The organism is Eubacterium sp. AF34-35BH, assembly GCF_003477765.1.
Lineage (GTDB): Bacteria > Bacillota > Clostridia > Lachnospirales > Lachnospiraceae > Eubacterium_G.
Genome location: NZ_QUDZ01000003.1, coordinates 255,627 through 272,749 on the forward strand (window position 1 = coordinate 255,627; position 17,123 = coordinate 272,749).

At 34.4% G+C, this 17,123-nt stretch carries 13 protein-coding genes; 5 read left to right on the forward strand and 8 right to left on the reverse strand.

The genetic code is table 11. The annotated features are described in order from the left end of the window. Positions 1–185: 185 nt before the first annotated feature. Entirely contained in the window at positions 186–410 is a 225-nt protein-coding gene (locus DWZ69_RS12380; RefSeq protein ID WP_347497470.1) for an EamA family transporter, read from the forward strand. 68 nt (positions 411–478) lie between these two features. Further along, positions 479–1,114, forward strand: coding sequence for a DMT family transporter (locus tag DWZ69_RS04795; RefSeq protein ID WP_347497471.1), 636 nt, complete (start codon positions 479–481; stop codon positions 1,112–1,114). A gap of 84 nt (positions 1,115–1,198) precedes the next feature. Here the strand turns inward: DWZ69_RS04795 and DWZ69_RS04800 are convergent, their stop codons facing one another. From DWZ69_RS04800 to DWZ69_RS04815, 4 genes are all read right to left on the reverse strand, one after another. Beyond that, entirely contained in the window at positions 1,199–1,846 is a 648-nt protein-coding gene (locus DWZ69_RS04800; protein ID WP_022165285.1) for an HAD family phosphatase, read from the reverse strand. Positions 1,847–2,061: 215 nt separating this feature from the next. Then, positions 2,062–3,840 (reverse strand): oligoendopeptidase F, encoded by a 1,779-nt coding sequence (gene pepF / locus DWZ69_RS04805; RefSeq protein WP_118436313.1) that lies wholly within the window; start codon positions 3,838–3,840, stop codon positions 2,062–2,064. A 128-nt stretch (positions 3,841–3,968) separates the two neighbouring features. Further along, a complete protein-coding gene (locus DWZ69_RS04810; RefSeq protein WP_118436314.1) occupies positions 3,969–4,916 on the reverse strand; it encodes an AEC family transporter in 948 nt (315 codons plus the stop codon). A 16-nt stretch (positions 4,917–4,932) separates the two neighbouring features. Further along, the gene (locus DWZ69_RS04815) at positions 4,933–5,838 is read right to left on the reverse strand and encodes a deoxyribonuclease IV (RefSeq protein WP_118436316.1); all 906 of its coding nucleotides are present in this window, start codon (positions 5,836–5,838) and stop codon (positions 4,933–4,935) included. Between the two features lie 173 nt (positions 5,839–6,011). Between DWZ69_RS04815 and DWZ69_RS04820 the strand changes: the two genes are divergently transcribed. Beyond that, a complete protein-coding gene (locus DWZ69_RS04820; RefSeq protein WP_118436318.1) occupies positions 6,012–6,770 on the forward strand; it encodes a GNAT family N-acetyltransferase in 759 nt (252 codons plus the stop codon). Between the two features lie 175 nt (positions 6,771–6,945). Here the strand turns inward: DWZ69_RS04820 and lepB are convergent, their stop codons facing one another. Together lepB and DWZ69_RS04830 are read right to left on the reverse strand one after the other, a co-directional pair. Beyond that, positions 6,946–7,779, reverse strand: a complete 834-nt coding sequence (gene lepB, locus DWZ69_RS04825; protein WP_243081036.1) for a signal peptidase I — start codon at positions 7,777–7,779, stop codon at positions 6,946–6,948. 96 nt (positions 7,780–7,875) lie between these two features. Next, positions 7,876–8,496, reverse strand: a complete 621-nt coding sequence (locus DWZ69_RS04830) for a flavodoxin family protein (protein WP_118436320.1) — start codon at positions 8,494–8,496, stop codon at positions 7,876–7,878. 182 nt (positions 8,497–8,678) lie between these two features. On the opposite strand from DWZ69_RS04830, the gene DWZ69_RS04835 reads away from it, so the two are divergent. Then, positions 8,679–9,260 carry a xanthine phosphoribosyltransferase gene (locus tag DWZ69_RS04835; protein WP_118436322.1) on the forward strand — a complete coding sequence of 194 codons (582 nt, stop codon included), beginning with the start codon at positions 8,679–8,681 and terminating at the stop codon, positions 9,258–9,260. 112 nt (positions 9,261–9,372) lie between these two features. Next, on the forward strand, positions 9,373–10,698 hold the full coding sequence (locus DWZ69_RS04840) for a nucleobase:cation symporter-2 family protein (protein ID WP_118436324.1): 1,326 nt from the start codon (positions 9,373–9,375) through the stop codon (positions 10,696–10,698). 134 nt (positions 10,699–10,832) lie between these two features. Here the strand turns inward: DWZ69_RS04840 and DWZ69_RS04845 are convergent, their stop codons facing one another. Then, entirely contained in the window at positions 10,833–12,323 is a 1,491-nt protein-coding gene (locus DWZ69_RS04845) for a glutamate synthase subunit beta (RefSeq protein WP_118436326.1), read from the reverse strand. A gap of 12 nt (positions 12,324–12,335) precedes the next feature. After that, positions 12,336–16,883 carry a glutamate synthase large subunit gene (gene gltB, locus DWZ69_RS04850; protein ID WP_118436328.1) on the reverse strand — a complete coding sequence of 1,516 codons (4,548 nt, stop codon included), beginning with the start codon at positions 16,881–16,883 and terminating at the stop codon, positions 12,336–12,338. Between the last annotated feature and the right edge of the window lie 240 nt (positions 16,884–17,123).

Below are 17,123 nucleotides of genomic sequence, written 5' to 3' on the forward strand. Positions count from 1 at the left end.
TTTCTCATAAATATGTAGTTAAATAATGCAATAACTCTTCCCACACCAAGCACCGCAATAACCGTACCAACTCCAATTCTAACAGGTATTGTACTCCAAACAGTTCCCGGCTACTTTCCAAAATTTGCAAATTTTCTCTCTTCCATTTATACTGATAACTGCGATTATTACAAAGGAGACACGCAATGAATTCATTAAAAATCAGAAATTCACTTATTTTAATTTTAACGGCATTAATATGGGGTGTGGCATTTGTAGCTCAAAGTGTTGGTGGCGACAGCCTGGGGCCTTATACTTTTAACTGCATCCGTTCTTTTATAGGTGCATTAGTTTTAATACCTGTTATTTTTATTTTTTCAAAAAACAGTCAATCACCTTTCACTTCAAAAAAAAACAACGAAAGTTTTTAATTTTAGGTGGCTTATGTTGTGGTGCATGCCTTTTCTTAGGAAGTACACTTCAACAGCTTGGCTTATATATGGGGGCTTCTGCCGGAAAAGCCGGATTTTTAACAGCCTGCTATATTCTGTTAGTGCCAATTATCGGTTTGTTTTTCAAAAATAAATGCAGCATAAATATTTGGATAGGTGTTGTACTTACTTTAATTGGATTATATATGTTGTGTTTTGACGGTTCTTTTTCTTTTAAAGTAGCGGATTTACTTTTATTACTTTGTGCTTTATTTTTTGCCATACATATTTTAGTTATTAATTATTTTTCGCCGTTGGTAGATGGAATAAAATTATCATGCATACAATTCTTTGTTTGCGGAATTTTAGGTTTGGTACCAATGTTTTTTTCTGAAATGGGACGCTCTTTTGCAAACATCGGCACATGGGCAAAAGTTTTTACATCCCCTAATGCATGGATTCCTATTCTATATGCCGGAATTATGTCTTGTGGTGTAGGCTATACAGGTCAGATTATCGGACAAAAAGGCATGAATCCTACTGTCGCCTCATTACTTTTAAGTTTAGAATCAGTTTTTTCAGTTCTGGCAGGTTGGATTATTCTCGGTGAGACCATGGGACTTAAACAACTCTGCGGCTGCGGACTTATTTTTATAGCAATTGTTTTAGCCCAATTACCTACAAAAACCGGCAAAAGTATTTAGATACAAATGAATACCTTTTATCCATCCATTCTCCAATTAAGCCTACTGCTTTTCCCCTTGTAACAATGGTAGAAGCAACTTTAATTACAATAATTGTTTAAACGTTGTTATATATTTATCAGCAATTTCCATAATTGCCCTTTTATTAATTAATGACTTTTCATCTTCTACAGCTACAACTCCAAAACCGCCTCTTTTTGCCGATTCTATTGCTGTTATGATATCTTCAAATACCACGCAGCTATTTTTTTCTATTTCCATTCTTTTAGCTGCTTCTATGTATATGTCAGGATGATTCTTTCCTCTTGGCACCTGATTAACAGTAATAATTTCATCAAAGGAGTCAATTATTCCTTCTCGTTCAAGTGTTGGAATAAATAGTTCCTTGTCGGAAGATGTGGCAATTGAGAGCTTCTTACCCTGCTCTTTCATTTTCTTAATAAAAGTTTTTGCATAGGGCTTACATTGAACCTTGTCCTTGTATTCTTTTTTTGCCATATCAAACCATTCGCGAACTAAATCTTCCGGTCTTTCCTTATAAAGTCCAAATCTTTCAATTGTATAAACTGCTGCATTTTCTGCTCCCATTGGAGAGATTGTCTCAACATAATCTTCAGGAACCTGAAAACCTCTGTCTCCCAAAAACTTTATATCAACCATATCCCATACCCAGGAACTGTCAATTATAGTCCCATCTAAATCAAAAATCAATCCCTGTGCTTTCTCAATCATCACTTTTCCTTTCGTAATATTTCTTATAAACCATATACAGTAATGTCAAACCTACTAATGGAACAAATGAATATTTAAGAAAGTGCTGCGGAGCCGTCGGTTCACAAAGGCAGCGTAGTCGGCTTTGTAGAACCGCTACGAGCGAAGAGCAGCGGGAGCGTGCTTTCGTAATATTCATTTGTTTCTGTAGTGAGATTGGAAATAATCTGTAAATTCTAAATCAATGCTTCCATTTCATCAAGAAGTTCCCTGAACAATTGCAATGCCTCTCTTACAGGTTCTTCTTTTGTCATGTCCACACCTGCTAATTTAAGCAAATCAATTGGAGCTTTTGAACCACCACCTGTTAAGAATTTCATATAATCTTTTACTCCTGCTTCTCCTTCTTTCATTATTTTTCTTGAAAGAGTTATTGCAGCTGAAATTCCCGTTGCATACTGATATACATAAAAAGGATTGTAAAAGTGTGGTATTCTTGCCCACTCTAAAGCGATTTCCTTATCAAGTACAATATCCTCACCAAAATACAATTTGTTCAAATCATAATATGTTTCACACAAAACATCTGCTGTTAGTGTTTCTCCTTTTTGAACCATTTCGTGTGTTATTTTTTCAAATTCAGCAAACATTGTCTGACGATACAATGTTCCTTTAAACTGTTCCAAAAAGTGATTAATTAAATACGCTCTTGTTTCTTTGTCTTTTGTTTTCTTTAATAAATCGTGAATTAAAAGTGATTCATTGCATGTAGATGCCACTTCTGCCACAAAGATTTTGTAACCTGCATTAATGTAGGTCTGGTTTGCATCTGAATAATATGAGTGCAGAGCATGTCCCATCTCGTGTGCCAAAGTAAATACATGGTCCAAAGTTCCCTGAAAATTTAGAAGTACATAAGGATGTGTTCCGTATGCGCCCCATGAATATGCACCGCTTCTTTTTCCTTCATTCTCGTACACATCAATCCAACGGTTATCAAAACCTTCCTGAAGTTTACTTAAATATTCTTCTCCCATAGGTGCAAGACCTTCTTTTACTATTGCCTTAGCTTCCTCAAAGGAATATTTTTTGCTTGGAGCCTTTGCAATTGGTGCGTAAATATCATACATATGAAGCTCTTCTACACCTAAAGATTTCTTGCGAAGCCTTACATATCTATACATTAAATCCATGTTTTCGTGAACAACTTTTATAAGATTATCGTACACGCTTTCAGGAATATTACTGCCATCCAGATACATTGCTCTTGAAGATGGATACTTTCTTACGTCAGCATAAAAATTTGCCTGTTCCACGTTTGCATTATAAGTAGCCGCAATTGTATTTTTCATTGCACCATAAGTATTGTAAAGTCCTGTAAAAGCATTCTTTCTTAATTCTCTATCTTCTCCTGATAAAATCGGGACAAAATTTCCATGAGTAATTTTTATTTCTTTTCCTTCACTATCCTTAACTGTAGGAAAATCAATGTCCGCTCCATTATACATGGCATAAATATTATCAGCGGCATTTGCCATCTTTTTACTTTTTGCCAATATTTCTTCTGTTTTCTTATCTAAAGTGTGCTTTTTACTTCTTAATATTTCTTCAATATATCTTTTATAGTTGTTTAATTTTTCATCTTCTAACCACTGGTTAATTGTGGCTTCATCTATTTCAAGAACCTCTGGTTCAAAAAATGCACTTGCACTGCCAATATCTACAACAAGTTTCTGTGCTTTTCCTGAATATGCCTGATACTTTCCATTACCCATGTCTTCATGATATTTTTGATTTGCATAAACATAAAGTCTTTCAGCAAGCAAACTTATTTCATCATTAAATTTCAAAAACTCTATTAGTTTATCTTTGCTGTCTTTTATTTTTCCTGAAAACTCTTTGTACTTAGCTACTTCTTTTGTAGCCTTTTCAAAATCTTCTTCCCAAACTTTATCACTTCGGAACATATCTTCCATGTTCCATGTGTCGTTAATTTTTTGTTCTGATCTTTTCATATTACACTCTTTCCTTTATAAATATCCCAATTTTTCATTAATGTCATAAACTTCTACAAATATCCCAAACTTCCGTTAATGTACAAACTTCTACAAACATTCTAATCTTTCATTAATATCACTAACTTCTACAAATATCCCAAACTTCTTAAAACAAAAATTATGCCTGTTATTGAAAATGCTGAGAATAAAGTTGTAAGAACAATTACGCTACTTGTTAATGTTCCTTCTGACTTCATGCTCTTAGCCATTACATAGCAACTTGGTGTTGTTGGTGAGCCAAGCATAATTACAAGTGCCATTAATTCATCGTTTCTAAAGCCCATTTTTATGGCAATTGGAAGGAATATTAATGGCCAGCCAACTAATTTTAAAGCTGTGGCAATTACTGCCGGTTTCATTCTCTCTATTGCTTTTCCAAATTCGAAACTACCACCGATGGCTAAAAGTGCCAAAGGTGTTGTGATTTTTGCAAAGTTGTTTACTGTGTTGTCAAGCATTGGTGGGAATTTTATTTTTAACGCTGAAAAAATAACACCTATTACAATACCTAAAATAATTGGATTTGTAGCTATTCCCTTTAATGTTTTTGCTAATGTTTTCTCCTGCTTTGCTCCCTTTTCAGGACACTCAACAGTAAGAATTATAACCGCATACACATTATAAAGAGGCACTGCTCCGATTATCATTAACGGTAACATTCCTGTGTCTCCATAAATATTTAAAATAAAAGCTGCTCCTAAAACTGCTGCACTACTTCTATAAGATGCCTGTACAAATTCTGCAATTATGCTTTTGTCCTTCATTACTATCTTGGTAACAATAGTTGTTCCTATACAACATAGCAACGTAACAAAAAAGCAAAACAAAACGTATGTTAAATCAAACTTTTTTAGGAAATCATTATTCATCATGTCCTGAATCAACAAAAGTGGTAATGTTACCGTAAATGTTAATTTGTTTGATGCTTTAATGAAGCCATCATTTATCCAACCTATTTTCTTAAATATGTAACCTGCAACAATAACTACAAAAACAGGAACTGTTGCGTTTAAACTATAAATTAAATTATCCATTTATGTCATCTCTTTTCTACCTGTTGTTTTCCAAAATAATATTTTGTAAGTTGGGATTGAATTTTCCTTCTTTAATCATGGCAATCTCATAACCGTAAGGGGCGTATGATTTCTTTGAGTTTTCAGGATCTTTGACGTAAGGTGTTTCTAATATTTTAGGCACATTTTCAAAATCCTTCATATATATAATTTCTCTTAAAATATCATAGCCAATGTTTCCAAAACCAATATTTTCGTGTCTGTCTTTTCCGGCACCACATGGATTTTTACTGTCATTAATGTGGAAAACAGCAATTTGGTCAGCACCTATTATTTTGTCAAACTTTGTAAAAGTACCGCTTAAATCATTAACTAAGTCATACCCGCTGTCATTTACATGGCATGTGTCAAAACAAACTCTCAACTTGTCATTGTATTTTACTCCATCGTAAATTCTTGCAAGTTCCTCAAAATTTCTTCCAATCTCATTGCCTTTTCCAGCCATTGTTTCAAGTGCCACATATACATCTGTGTCCTTTGTTAACACATTATTTAATCCTTTTATAATCTGGTTGATGCCTACATCCACGCCTGCACCAACATGAGAGCCCGGATGTAAAACCATAACTTTACTTCCCATTGCACTGCTTCTTTCTAATTCTGTGCCAAGAAAAGTTTCTGCTATCTCAAAAGTTTCAGGTTTTACCGTATTTCCTAAATTAATAATATATGGTGCATGAATTATGATTTCTTCTATATCATTTTCCTTCATGTACTCCCATGCCTTATCTATATTTAATTCGCTTATGTCTTTTCTTCTTGTGTTCTGTGGTGCTCCTGTGTATGCCATAAATACATTCGCACCGTAAGACTTAGCTTCTTTTGCTGAACCTAAAAGCATGTCTTTTCCACTCATTTTTACATGAGAACCTATTTTTAACATATTTCTATCCTTTCCCGCCGTACATTTTTTACATACAGACGCTTTTTTAATATAGCACAGATAGTGTATTTTTTCTATTAGGTTTGTTATAATAAAAAACGAACAGTTTCTTTATGGCAACAGTGATTAAATTATTTTAAATAACTTTTTTCTGTTAGAAATGAGGTGAAACAATGAACCCTGATTATGTTATAAACAGAACCAGTGCTTTTACATTAGGATTAATAAAAAACTGCAAAAACATTCACAAAATCTGTTCCACTGAGGATAATCTTCAATATGAATTCTTTTTGGAAGACGACTTTTCAATATGTAAAAATCTTCCACGATTATACTATGGAACTTTTAACGAAAAAATTGTTGGCTTTCTTTCTGTTTTTGTAATAGATGATTCCCATTGTGAAATCTGTATGTTTGTTATGCCTAAATATCGTGGTGGGCATCTTGGTAGAAATCTTTTTATGGAATTTCAGGAAGATTACATAAACTTCTATGTGGAAACAAGCATTCATCCAAACAATATTTTTGGAAAAAATTACATTAATACTTTAGATTTTCAATATAATAATTCTAATGTATTAATGGAATTGGATTTAGAAGATTTTGTAAATCACAACACTATTGAAAATATAGATTACGAATATGAGGATGGATATTTTTATTTATATAATGATAATATTCCTATTGGAAGCTGTCTTGTTACTTCAATTCTTCCTGATTGTGCCTGCATATCGGAAGTTGCCATTGATGACAATTTTCAAAACAAAGGCTATGGCTACAAGTTTCTCGCATTTGTTTTCAGGAAAATTTCAAAAGACTATCACTTTGTAGTTTTACATGTGGAAAAAGGAAACATACCCGCTTACAGACTTTATACAAAAATGGGATTTGTAGAAAAGGAAACATCTGTAACCTATAGTAAAAGCCTATAAAGTAACCGGCTTGTGACCCTCCTATAAGTTAGATTTTATAATCCAACCTTTCGGATATCAGTTCATGCCACATACTTTATAGGCTTTTTATTTTATAATTTCTGTTCTGAATTTTTACTATAATCTTTATTTCACTGTTATTTGTTTTTACTGTCAGTTATTAACTTTTTAATTCTTATTTGCTGCTTTTATTATCAATTGAGTATGTTTCATGCTCAAACTTTTCAACATCAACTTTTCCCTGTGACCAATATTTAAACTCTGCTTTTGCAATTATGCCATCTCGCTTTACAAAAGTATTAGTCCAATATCTTGCATCACTTGATCTGTTTCGGTTATCACCTAACATAAAATAACTGTCTTCAGGAACATTATATGTTAATGGCTCGTCTGATCCATTAACTTCTGTCCACTCTTCAGGTAAGTAAGGTTCCTCTAAAGGTGTTTTACTGTCGTTTATATAAATCTTTGCATTCTTTATAACCACTTTATCACCAGGTAAACCAATAACTCGTTTAACATAGTATTTTTCATCGCTTGGGCTGTTTTCGTTAAAATCAGGATTTTCAAAAATAACAATGTCACCACGCTGTGGATCTGAGAACCAATATGCAGTTCTAAGTCCTATCATTCTATCTCCAATCTGGATAGTGTTAAGCATGGAACCTGATGGAACATTTGCATTCATAATAATTACGTTGTTTACAACAAAAGCAATTACCACTGCAATTACAAAAATTTTAACCCAGCTTAAAATTTCTCTTACAAGACTAAACTCCTGCTGATCCTTTTTATTTTTTTTACCCTTCTTTTTGGTCTCTTTATTTTGATTACTTGAATCTTCGGACTTGGCTGTTTCTTCACCAGATGTTTCTGTATTGTCTAAAGCTTCACCTTCTTCAAAATTATTTTCTGAACTGTTTTCAGTTGTATTGTTTTCTGAATCGTATACAGAATTGTTTTCTTCTGTAATTTCATTGTTGTTAATATTGTCTTTATTCATATTCATACCTTTCTTTTGGTTGTCACCACTCGTTCTAGTATAATAGAAGCAACTCCGTTATGCAATAAATGATTTGTAAGAATAATGTGAATATTCTGTGTTTTATCTGATAAAGTTAGTTTTTACCGGTGCTTCAGGTTCAGGATGAACAATTCCGTTTTCTTTTCCAAGTTCAATACATTTAAGTATCCAAGCCATGTTTCTGCCTATATTTCTAACTATCTGAAGACCTTCTAAATCCTGTTTTACTTCATCAGGATTACTTCCATGAACCATTGGCCAGTAATTTCCATTGATTAAAGGCATATGGAAAAATTCAGGTATCTTTACCATCTCATCAAGTGCTGTTGTTGTACCTGCTCTTCTTGCACTTACAACCATTGCAGCTGGTTTATATTTCAAATCCTTTCCTGCACTCCATGAAAGTCTATGCATAAATCCCATCATGTTTCCACTAATTGAAGCATAATGCACAGGGCTTCCAAACACTACTGCGTTAGCATCCTTTAATTTCTTTGCTGCCTCTACAACTTCGCCGCCGTACACGCACTCACCGGTCTTACTACATCCACCACAGCCCATGCAGCTTCCCTGTGGATGAGCACCCACATGCATTATTTCTGTTTCTACGCCTTCTTCATTTAAAACCTTTGCCATTTCTTCCAAAGCTGTATATGTACATCCTTTTGCTTTCGGACTACCGTTAAACATTAATACCTTCATATATTTCCTCCAAAAAATAAATATACCAATTTTAAATCTTAATCTTTTAACCTTTGGTATTATAACACAATTTTCTTTATATTTATATGTTTTCTTCTATTGTAATATATTCATAAATTTGATACCCTATTCTTTATGAAAACTTTTTAAGGATTAAAAATATACAATTGGAGGATTTCACAATGAACTTTTTAGAAGAAAGAATTGTAAAAGACGGCATTGTTAAAGAAGGCAATGTATTAAAAGTTGACAGCTTCCTAAATCATCAGATGGACATTGATTTATTTGAAGAAATGGGTGCTGAATTTAAACGTCGTTTTGCTGATGCAAACATTACAAAAATCGTAACTATTGAATCATCTGGTATTGGTATTGCATGTATTGTTGCAAGATATTTTAATGTGCCTGTTGTTTTTGCAAAAAAATCAAAGAGCATTAATATTGACGGTGATATGTATGTAGCCGAAGTCGAATCATTTACACATAAGTGCAAGAATCAGGTTATTGTTTCAAAGAAATTTTTAAATGAAGATGACCATGTTCTTATTATTGATGACTTTCTTGCTAATGGTTGTGCTCTTCAGGGATTAATTTCTATTGTCAGTGAAGCCGGTGGAACTGTTGAAGGTATTGGCATTGCCATCGAAAAAGGTTTCCAGGCTGGTGGCCGTATGATTAGAAATCTTGGTTATCGTTTAGAATCTCTTGCCATTGTAGACAGCATGGATGCAGAAAATGGAACTATTGAATTTCGCGAACAATAATTTATTTGCAAATAATAACGCAAATAATCATATGAAAAACTCCATTGATTTTTAGTATAAATTAGTGTTACAAACTATGAAATTTCTATAAAATACAGGAGAGATATTTATTATGAACAAAACAAAACAATCTGGAAACACAGAAAATCTTTACCAGCTTGATGGAAAGATTCCTGTAAAAACAGCGATTCCTTTTGGACTTCAGCACATTCTTGCAATGTTTGTAGCTAATATTGCACCTATCTCAATTGTAGCAGGTGCCTGTGGACTTAAAGCTTCACAAACAGCTATGCTTATTCAATGTGCTATGATTATTGCAGGTATTGGAACTTTAATACAGCTTTTCCCTGTTTGGAAAATCGGTTCAGGACTTCCTATTGTAATGGGAATTAGTTTTACATTCGTATCTGTTTTTTGCTTTATTGGTCCTAAGTACGGCTACGGTGCCATAATGGGTGCTGTTTTAGTTGGTGGTATCATTGAAGGGACTCTTGGACTTTTTGCAAAATACTGGATTAAACTTATTACTCCGGTTGTGGCTGCCAGTGTAGTTACTGCCATTGGTTTTTCACTTTTATCTGTTGGTGCTTCATCATTTGGTGGAGGAAGTGGAAGTGAAACTTTTGGTTCTGCACAACATTGGATTCTAGGATGCATTACTTTACTTGCTTGTATCTTATTTAACATATTTGCAAAAGGCTTTTGGAAACAGTTATCTGTTTTATTTGGATTAATTGTTGGTTACATTGTTGCAACATGTATGGGGATGGTTGATTTTACAGCTATTACTGAAAGCTCATTTATTGCCCTACCACATTTTATGCCTTTTAAAATGGAATTTAACTGGAATGCCATTATTTCAGTAACACTTATTTTCTTGGTTTCGGCAACTGAAACTATTGGTGATACAAGTGCTCTTGCATCATCAGCATTAGATAGAAATGCAACTACAAAAGAAACTTCAGGTTCTATTGGCTGTGACGGCTTTGTCAGTGCCATTTCATCTTTATTCGGATGTCTTCCAATTACATCATTTAGTCAGAACGTTGGTCTTGTAGCAATGACAAAAGTTGTAAACCGTTTTGCTATTGCCGCAGGTGCAATTATTATGATTTTAGCAGGATTCTTCCCTGTTATCGGTGCAATACTTGCCACACTTCCTGATGCAGTTCTTGGTGGCTGTACTATTATGATGTTTGGTAATATTGTAATCAGTGGTATGCAGATGCTTGGTAAATGTGGATACTCTCAAAGAAATATCACTATTGTAGCTTTGTCTCTCAGTGTTGGACTTGGATTTACACAGGTTCCTGAGATTTTCAATATTTTCCCACAAATTGTTAAAACAGTATTTGCAGAAAACTGTGTAGCCGTTGTATTTATAATGGCAATTGTACTTAACTTAATTCTTCCAAAAAATATGGAAGTAGATAGATAAACAAAAAAACATGGGTTGTCAATGACAACCCATATTTTTTTGTTTTAATATAAAAACCCCAAAGTACCAAAATACCTTGGAGTTTTAATATTACCAATATTATGTCATTTACTGTAAGTTTCCAATCCTTTTAATTATAAATTACTATAACCCATCAGTGCCTGGTCAACTTCTTTTGCACAATCTCTTCCTTCTCTAATTGCCCAAACTACTAATGACTGTCCTCTATGAACATCTCCTGCTGTAAATACATTTTCTGCACTTGTAGCATATTTACCAGGTTCTGTTTTTACATTTGTTCTTCCATCAGTTTCAACCTTAAATGCTTTAGTAACATAGTCTTCGCTGCCAAGAAATCCTGCCGCAATAAGAACTAACTGGCAATCAACCTCATATTCTGAGCCTTTTATTTCAACCATGTTCAAACGACCTGTTTTTGCGTCCTTCTTAGCTTCTAACTTGACTAATACAAGCTTCTTAAGATTGCCTGCTTTATCCTTAACAAACTCTTTTACAGTTGTCTGATAAACTCTAGGATCATGTCCAAACATTGCAATAGCTTCTTCCTGACCGTAATCTGTTTTGCAGATACGTGGCCATTCAGGCCATGGATTACTTTCTAATCTTTCATCTGGTGCTTTTGGCATCATTTCTAACTGAAGTACACTCTTTGCTCCATGACGAATACTTGTACCTACACAGTCATTACCTGTATCACCACCGCCGATAACAACAACGTCTTTTCCTTTTGCTGATACATAAGTTCCATCAACCAACTTGCCGTTGTTATTTAAAAGACTCTTTGTTGTAGATGTTAAGAAATCTACTGCGAAATAAATTCCGTTAGCATCTCTTCCCGGTGCCTTAATGTCTCTTGCATGTCTTGAACCACAAGCTAATACAACCTTGTCGTATTTCTTTAATAACTCATTTGCTTTAACATCTTTTCCTACGTTTACACCTGTTTTAAACTCAACGCCTTCTTCTTTCATAATGGCAATTTTTCTATCAATAACATGCTTTTCTAATTTCATGTTTGGAATACCATACATTAAAAGACCGCCGATTCTGTCATCTCTTTCAAAAACAGTAACACTATGACCTCTTTTATTTAACTGATCTGCAACTGCAAGTCCTGATGGTCCGGAACCAACAACAGCTACTGTTTTTCCTGTTCTGACTGCCGGTGCCTTTGCTTTTGCATATCCTTTTTCATAAGCATTTTCAATAATTAAATGTTCATTTGCCCTTACTGAAACCGGATCACCGTTTAGTCCACATGTACATGCTTTTTCGCAAAGTGCAGGACAAACACGTGATGTAAATTCTGGAAAATTATTTGTTTTATGAAGTCTGTTATATGCCTGCTCCATATTTCCCATATATAATAAATCATTCCATTCAGGAACCAGGTTGTTTAGAGGACAACCTGATACCATACCTGCAATAACCTGTCCGTTCTGACAAAATGGCACGCCACAATCCATACATCTTGCAGCCTGACATTTCTGTTTTTCAGCAGATAGAGGTTCATGGAATTCATTAAAGTTTTTTATTCTTTCTTTCGGAGAAATTGCTTTAGCTTCTTCTCTTTCATAATCTAAAAATCCTGTTGGCTTTCCCATTATTTTATCCTCCTATCTTGTTGCTGCGTAAAACGCTTCTATCTGTGCCTGTTCAGGGTTTAATCCCTTCTGTTCCATTTTTGCAATTGTTTCTAGCATCTTCTTATAGTCATATGGAATTATCTTCTTAAACTTAGGTAAGTATTCTTCAAAGTTATCAAGAATTTCTTTACCTTTTACTGAATTAGTATACTTAACATGATCTTCAATCATTCCCTTAAGTTCTAATACATCATACTTGTTTGATAATTCTTCTGTTGAAACAAGTGACTTATTTGTCTTTCTGTAAAGATCATTATTTTCATCAAGTACATAAGCAACACCGCCACTCATACCTGCTGCAAAGTTCTTTCCAACTTTACCGATTACGACTACACGACCACCTGTCATGTATTCGCATCCATGATCTCCTACACCTTCAACAACTGTTGTTGCACCTGAGTTTCTTACACAGAATCTTTCACCTGCAACACCATTAATATAAGCCTTACCACTTGTTGCCCCATAGAATGCAACGTTACCGATAATGATATTTTCATCCTGCTTAAATGTAGATTCCTTTGGTGGTTTAACAATAATCTTACCACCTGATAAACCTTTACCTAAGTAGTCATTGCTATCACCTGTAAGTTCCATTGTCATACCGTTTGGAATAAATGCACCAAAACTCTGACCTCCGGCACCATAACACTTAACTGTGTACATGTCATCAGGTAATGTGTCATTGTATCTCTTTGTAATTTCAGAACCAAAAATTGTTCCTAATGCTCTGTCAATATTTGTTACATTAACTTCAACTGAAGCTGCTTTCTTTTCATCAAGAGCTTTCTTCATTTTTGGAAGAAGCACTGTCATATCCTTTGTGCTTTCAAGCTTAAAGTCATATACATTCTTCTTACTGTAGTTAACCCTTTCCTGTGCAAAGTCAGTGCTTAAAATCTTGCTTAAATCAACTTCTGCTGCTTTCTTCTGTTCTACTCCGTCTTTAACCTTCAGTAAGTCTGATCTGCCAATTAACTCATCTAATGTTCTAACACCAAGTTTTGCCATATATTCACGAAGTTCTTCTGCAATAAACTTCATAAAGTTTACAACATATTCTGGTTTTCCTTTAAATCTCTTACGAAGTTCAGGGTTCTGTGTGGCAACACCCACAGGACATGTATCTAAGTTACAAACTCTCATCATTACACAACCCATAGTTACAAGTGGAGCTGTTGCAAAACCATATTCTTCTGCACCAAGCATAGCTGCAATTGCCACGTCTCTACCACTCATTAATTTACCATCAGTTTCCACAACTACCTTATTTCTAAGACCATTTGCAATTAATGTCTGATGCGCTTCTGCCAAACCTAATTCCCAAGGAAGTCCTGCATTGTAAATTGAGTTTTCAGGAGCGGCACCTGTACCACCATCAAAACCTGAAATTAAAATTACCTGAGCACCTGCTTTTGCAACACCTGCTGCAACTGTACCAACACCTGCCTCTGATACTAACTTAACTGAAATTCTTGCATCTCTGTTTGAGTTCTTTAAATCATAAATAAGCTGTGCTAAATCTTCAATTGAGTAAATATCATGATGTGGTGGTGGTGAAATTAAACTTACACCCGGTGTTGAATATCTTGTTTTAGCAACCCATGGATAAACTTTCTTACCAGGTAAATGTCCACCTTCACCAGGCTTTGCACCCTGAGCCATCTTAATCTGTATTTCTTCGGCACTTACAAGATATCTTGATGTTACACCAAAACGTCCTGAAGCAACCTGCTTAATTTTTGAACATTTGTTAAGACCGTCTTCTCCAATTGTTAAACGTTCAATTGATTCTCCACCTTCACCTGAGTTTGAACGGCCGCCAATCATATTCATTGCAATTGCCATTGTTTCATGTGCTTCCTGTGAAATAGAACCGTATGACATTGCACCTGTTTTGAATCTCTTCATAATTGATTCAACACTTTCTACTTCATCAAGTGGAATGCCACCATTTTCAGGATAATTGAAATCCATTAATCCACGTAAATGGAATGGTGCCATTTCTTCATCAATCATGTGTGTATACTGTTTAAATAACTGATAATTGTCTGTCCATGTAGCCTGCTGTAAAGTATGGATTGTAGCCGGATTATACTTATGTTCTTCCTTACCACTTCTAAGCTTATGCTCGCCATTACTTTCCAATGTTAAATCTACATCTAATCCTAATGGATCAAATGCCTTTGAATGAAGTTCCTCAACTCCATCTTCAATATCTTTCATTGTAATTCCTTCAACTCTACTAACTGTACCTGTAAAGTATTTATCAATTACTTCTTTGCTAATACCAATAGCTTCAAAAATCTGTGAACCCTGATATGACTGAATTGTTGAAATACCCATCTTAGATGCAATTTTTACAATACCACCTAAAATAGCTTTGTTGTAATCATCAATTGCTGCATATGGATCTTTTTGAATCATATCTTCATCAACCATCTGCTTGATTGTTTCGTGTGCAAGATATGGATTAATTGCACTGGCACCATAGCCTAACAATGTTGCAAAATGATGTACCTCTCTTGGTTCACCACTTTCAAGAACTAATGATAATGTTGTTCTCTTCTTTGTTTTTACTAAATGCTGATGAACAGCTGAAACTGCTAGAAGTGATGGAATCTGTACATGATATTCATCTACTCCTCTATCTGAAAGAATAATAATATTTGCTCCATCTTTATGAGCCTTATCAACTTCCACAAATACCTGTTCAATAGCTTTTTCAATATCTATACCTTTGTAATAAACAATTGGTACAACTGCTGCCTTAAATCCCGGCTTGTTAATGTTCTTTAATTTTAAAATATCCGTATTTGTAAGGATTGGATGTTTAATCTTGAGAACCTTACAGTTTTCAGGCTGCTCTTCTAATATATTTCCGTCTTTTCCAATGTAAACAGATGTTGATGTTACAATCTCTTCTCTAATTGCATCAATTGGCGGATTTGTAACCTGTGCAAATAACTGTTTAAAGTAGTTGAATAATGGATGAGTTCTCTCACTTAAAACTGCAAGTGGTGTATCCTTACCCATTGCCTTTGTAGCTTCAATTCCATTATTTGCCATTGGAATAATTCTCTTTAAATCTTCAAATGTATAACCAAAGTTTTTCTGTAATCTCTGGCGTTCTTCTTTGTCATAAGTTTCTACTTTTACATTTGGTATATTAATGTCTTTTAAATAAACTAAGTTGTTGTTTAACCATTCACCATATGGTTTTCTTGCTGCATAGCTTTCTTTTAATTCGTCATCGTCAATTAATTTTCCTTTAACTGTATCTACCAGTAACATACGGCCCGGACGGAGACGTTCTTTTACAACTATTTTTTCAGCAGGTATATCAAGTACCCCTACTTCTGATGAAAGAATCAACTGGTCATCACTTGTAATGTAATATCTTGAAGGGCGAAGTCCGTTTCTATCAAGGATTGCTCCCATGTAATCACCATCAGAGAAAAGTATTGATGCAGGTCCATCCCATGGTTCCATCATTGTTGCATAATACTGATAAAAATCTCTCTTTGACTGGCTGATTGTATCATTCTTTTCCCATGGTTCAGGTATACACATCATTACTGCTAAAGGAAGCTCAACACCATTCATTACTAAAAATTCTAATGTATTATCAAGCATTGCTGAGTCTGAACCGTTTACATCAACTACAGGCATGACCTTCTGTAATGAACTTTCCATGTATTCGCTAGTCATTGATTCTTCTCTGGCTAACATATTATCAGCATTTCCTCTAATTGTATTGATTTCACCGTTGTGAACAATAAATCTGTTAGGATGAGCTCTTCTCCAGCTTGGCTGTGTATTTGTTGAGAATCTTGAATGTACCAAAGCAATTGCTGACTCATAATTTTTGTCCATTAAGTCTGCAAAGAAAGGTCCTAACTGGTCAACTAAAAACATCCCCTTATATACAATTGTTCTGCTTGACATTGACACTGTATAAGTTCCGGCATTACTATGTGAGAAAACTCTTCTTACAATGTAAAGTTTTCTGTCAAATGCTAATCCTTTTTCAACATCTTCAGGTTTCTTAATAAAACACTGCATAATATAAGGCATACATTCTAAAGCTTTTGAACCTAATACTTCAGGATGAACAGGAACTTCTCTCCAACCTAAAAATTCAAGGCCTTCTTTTTCAGTAATGATTTCAAGCATCTTCATTTCTCTATGACGCTTTAAGTCATCCTGTGGCATGAAAAACATTCCCACACCATATTCTCTTTCTTCTCCAATATCAAAACCTAATGGCTTTGTTACCTTCTTAAAAAACTTGTGGGAAATCTGAAGCATAATACCAACACCATCACCTGTTTTACCTTCAGCATCTTTACCAGCACGATGCTCTAGGTTTTCAACAATTTTAAGTGCATTTTCAACTGTCTCATGACTCTTTTTTCCCTTAATGTTTACTACAGCTCCAATACCGCAGTTATCGTGTTCAAAACGAGAATCATATAGTCCATTTTCTTCAGCTTCTTTGAATAGTACATTCTGATCCATGATTTTTCCTCCTTAATTTATCTATCAATGAGTTTATTATAAAGACATTACCAATAGCTCTTATGGTTTGTTTTCTTTGTTTATCATCTTCAACAAATATTCTTTATAATAAACGAAAAAGGGCACAAAGAACCATAAGCTATTTTACCTATGTACTTCCTTGTACCCTCATTAATCTCTACTTAATTTTATAAACTATTTCGACACGTTTGTCAAACAAAATTAAGTTTAATATGCATT

What these genes read in the sequence shown, in the direction of transcription:
- DWZ69_RS12380 (WP_347497470.1), top strand. Translation starts at nt 186, where the DNA reads ATGAATTCATTAAAAATCAGAAATTCACTTATTTTAATTTTAACGGCA.
- lepB (WP_243081036.1), bottom strand. Translation starts at nt 7,779, where the DNA reads ATGAATATGAATAAAGACAATATTAACAACAATGAAATTACAGAAGAA.
- DWZ69_RS04810 (WP_118436314.1), bottom strand. Translation starts at nt 4,916, where the DNA reads ATGGATAATTTAATTTATAGTTTAAACGCAACAGTTCCTGTTTTTGTA.
- DWZ69_RS04815 (WP_118436316.1), bottom strand. Translation starts at nt 5,838, where the DNA reads ATGTTAAAAATAGGTTCTCATGTAAAAATGAGTGGAAAAGACATGCTT.
- DWZ69_RS04845 (WP_118436326.1), bottom strand. Translation starts at nt 12,323, where the DNA reads ATGGGAAAGCCAACAGGATTTTTAGATTATGAAAGAGAAGAAGCTAAA.
- DWZ69_RS04830 (WP_118436320.1), bottom strand. Translation starts at nt 8,496, where the DNA reads ATGAAGGTATTAATGTTTAACGGTAGTCCGAAAGCAAAAGGATGTACA.
- DWZ69_RS04800 (WP_022165285.1), bottom strand. Translation starts at nt 1,846, where the DNA reads ATGATTGAGAAAGCACAGGGATTGATTTTTGATTTAGATGGGACTATA.
- pepF (WP_118436313.1), bottom strand. Translation starts at nt 3,840, where the DNA reads ATGAAAAGATCAGAACAAAAAATTAACGACACATGGAACATGGAAGAT.
- DWZ69_RS04840 (WP_118436324.1), top strand. Translation starts at nt 9,373, where the DNA reads ATGAACAAAACAAAACAATCTGGAAACACAGAAAATCTTTACCAGCTT.
- DWZ69_RS04795 (WP_347497471.1), top strand. Translation starts at nt 479, where the DNA reads ATGGGGGCTTCTGCCGGAAAAGCCGGATTTTTAACAGCCTGCTATATT.
- DWZ69_RS04835 (WP_118436322.1), top strand. Translation starts at nt 8,679, where the DNA reads ATGAACTTTTTAGAAGAAAGAATTGTAAAAGACGGCATTGTTAAAGAA.
- DWZ69_RS04820 (WP_118436318.1), top strand. Translation starts at nt 6,012, where the DNA reads ATGAACCCTGATTATGTTATAAACAGAACCAGTGCTTTTACATTAGGA.
- gltB (WP_118436328.1), bottom strand. Translation starts at nt 16,883, where the DNA reads ATGGATCAGAATGTACTATTCAAAGAAGCTGAAGAAAATGGACTATAT.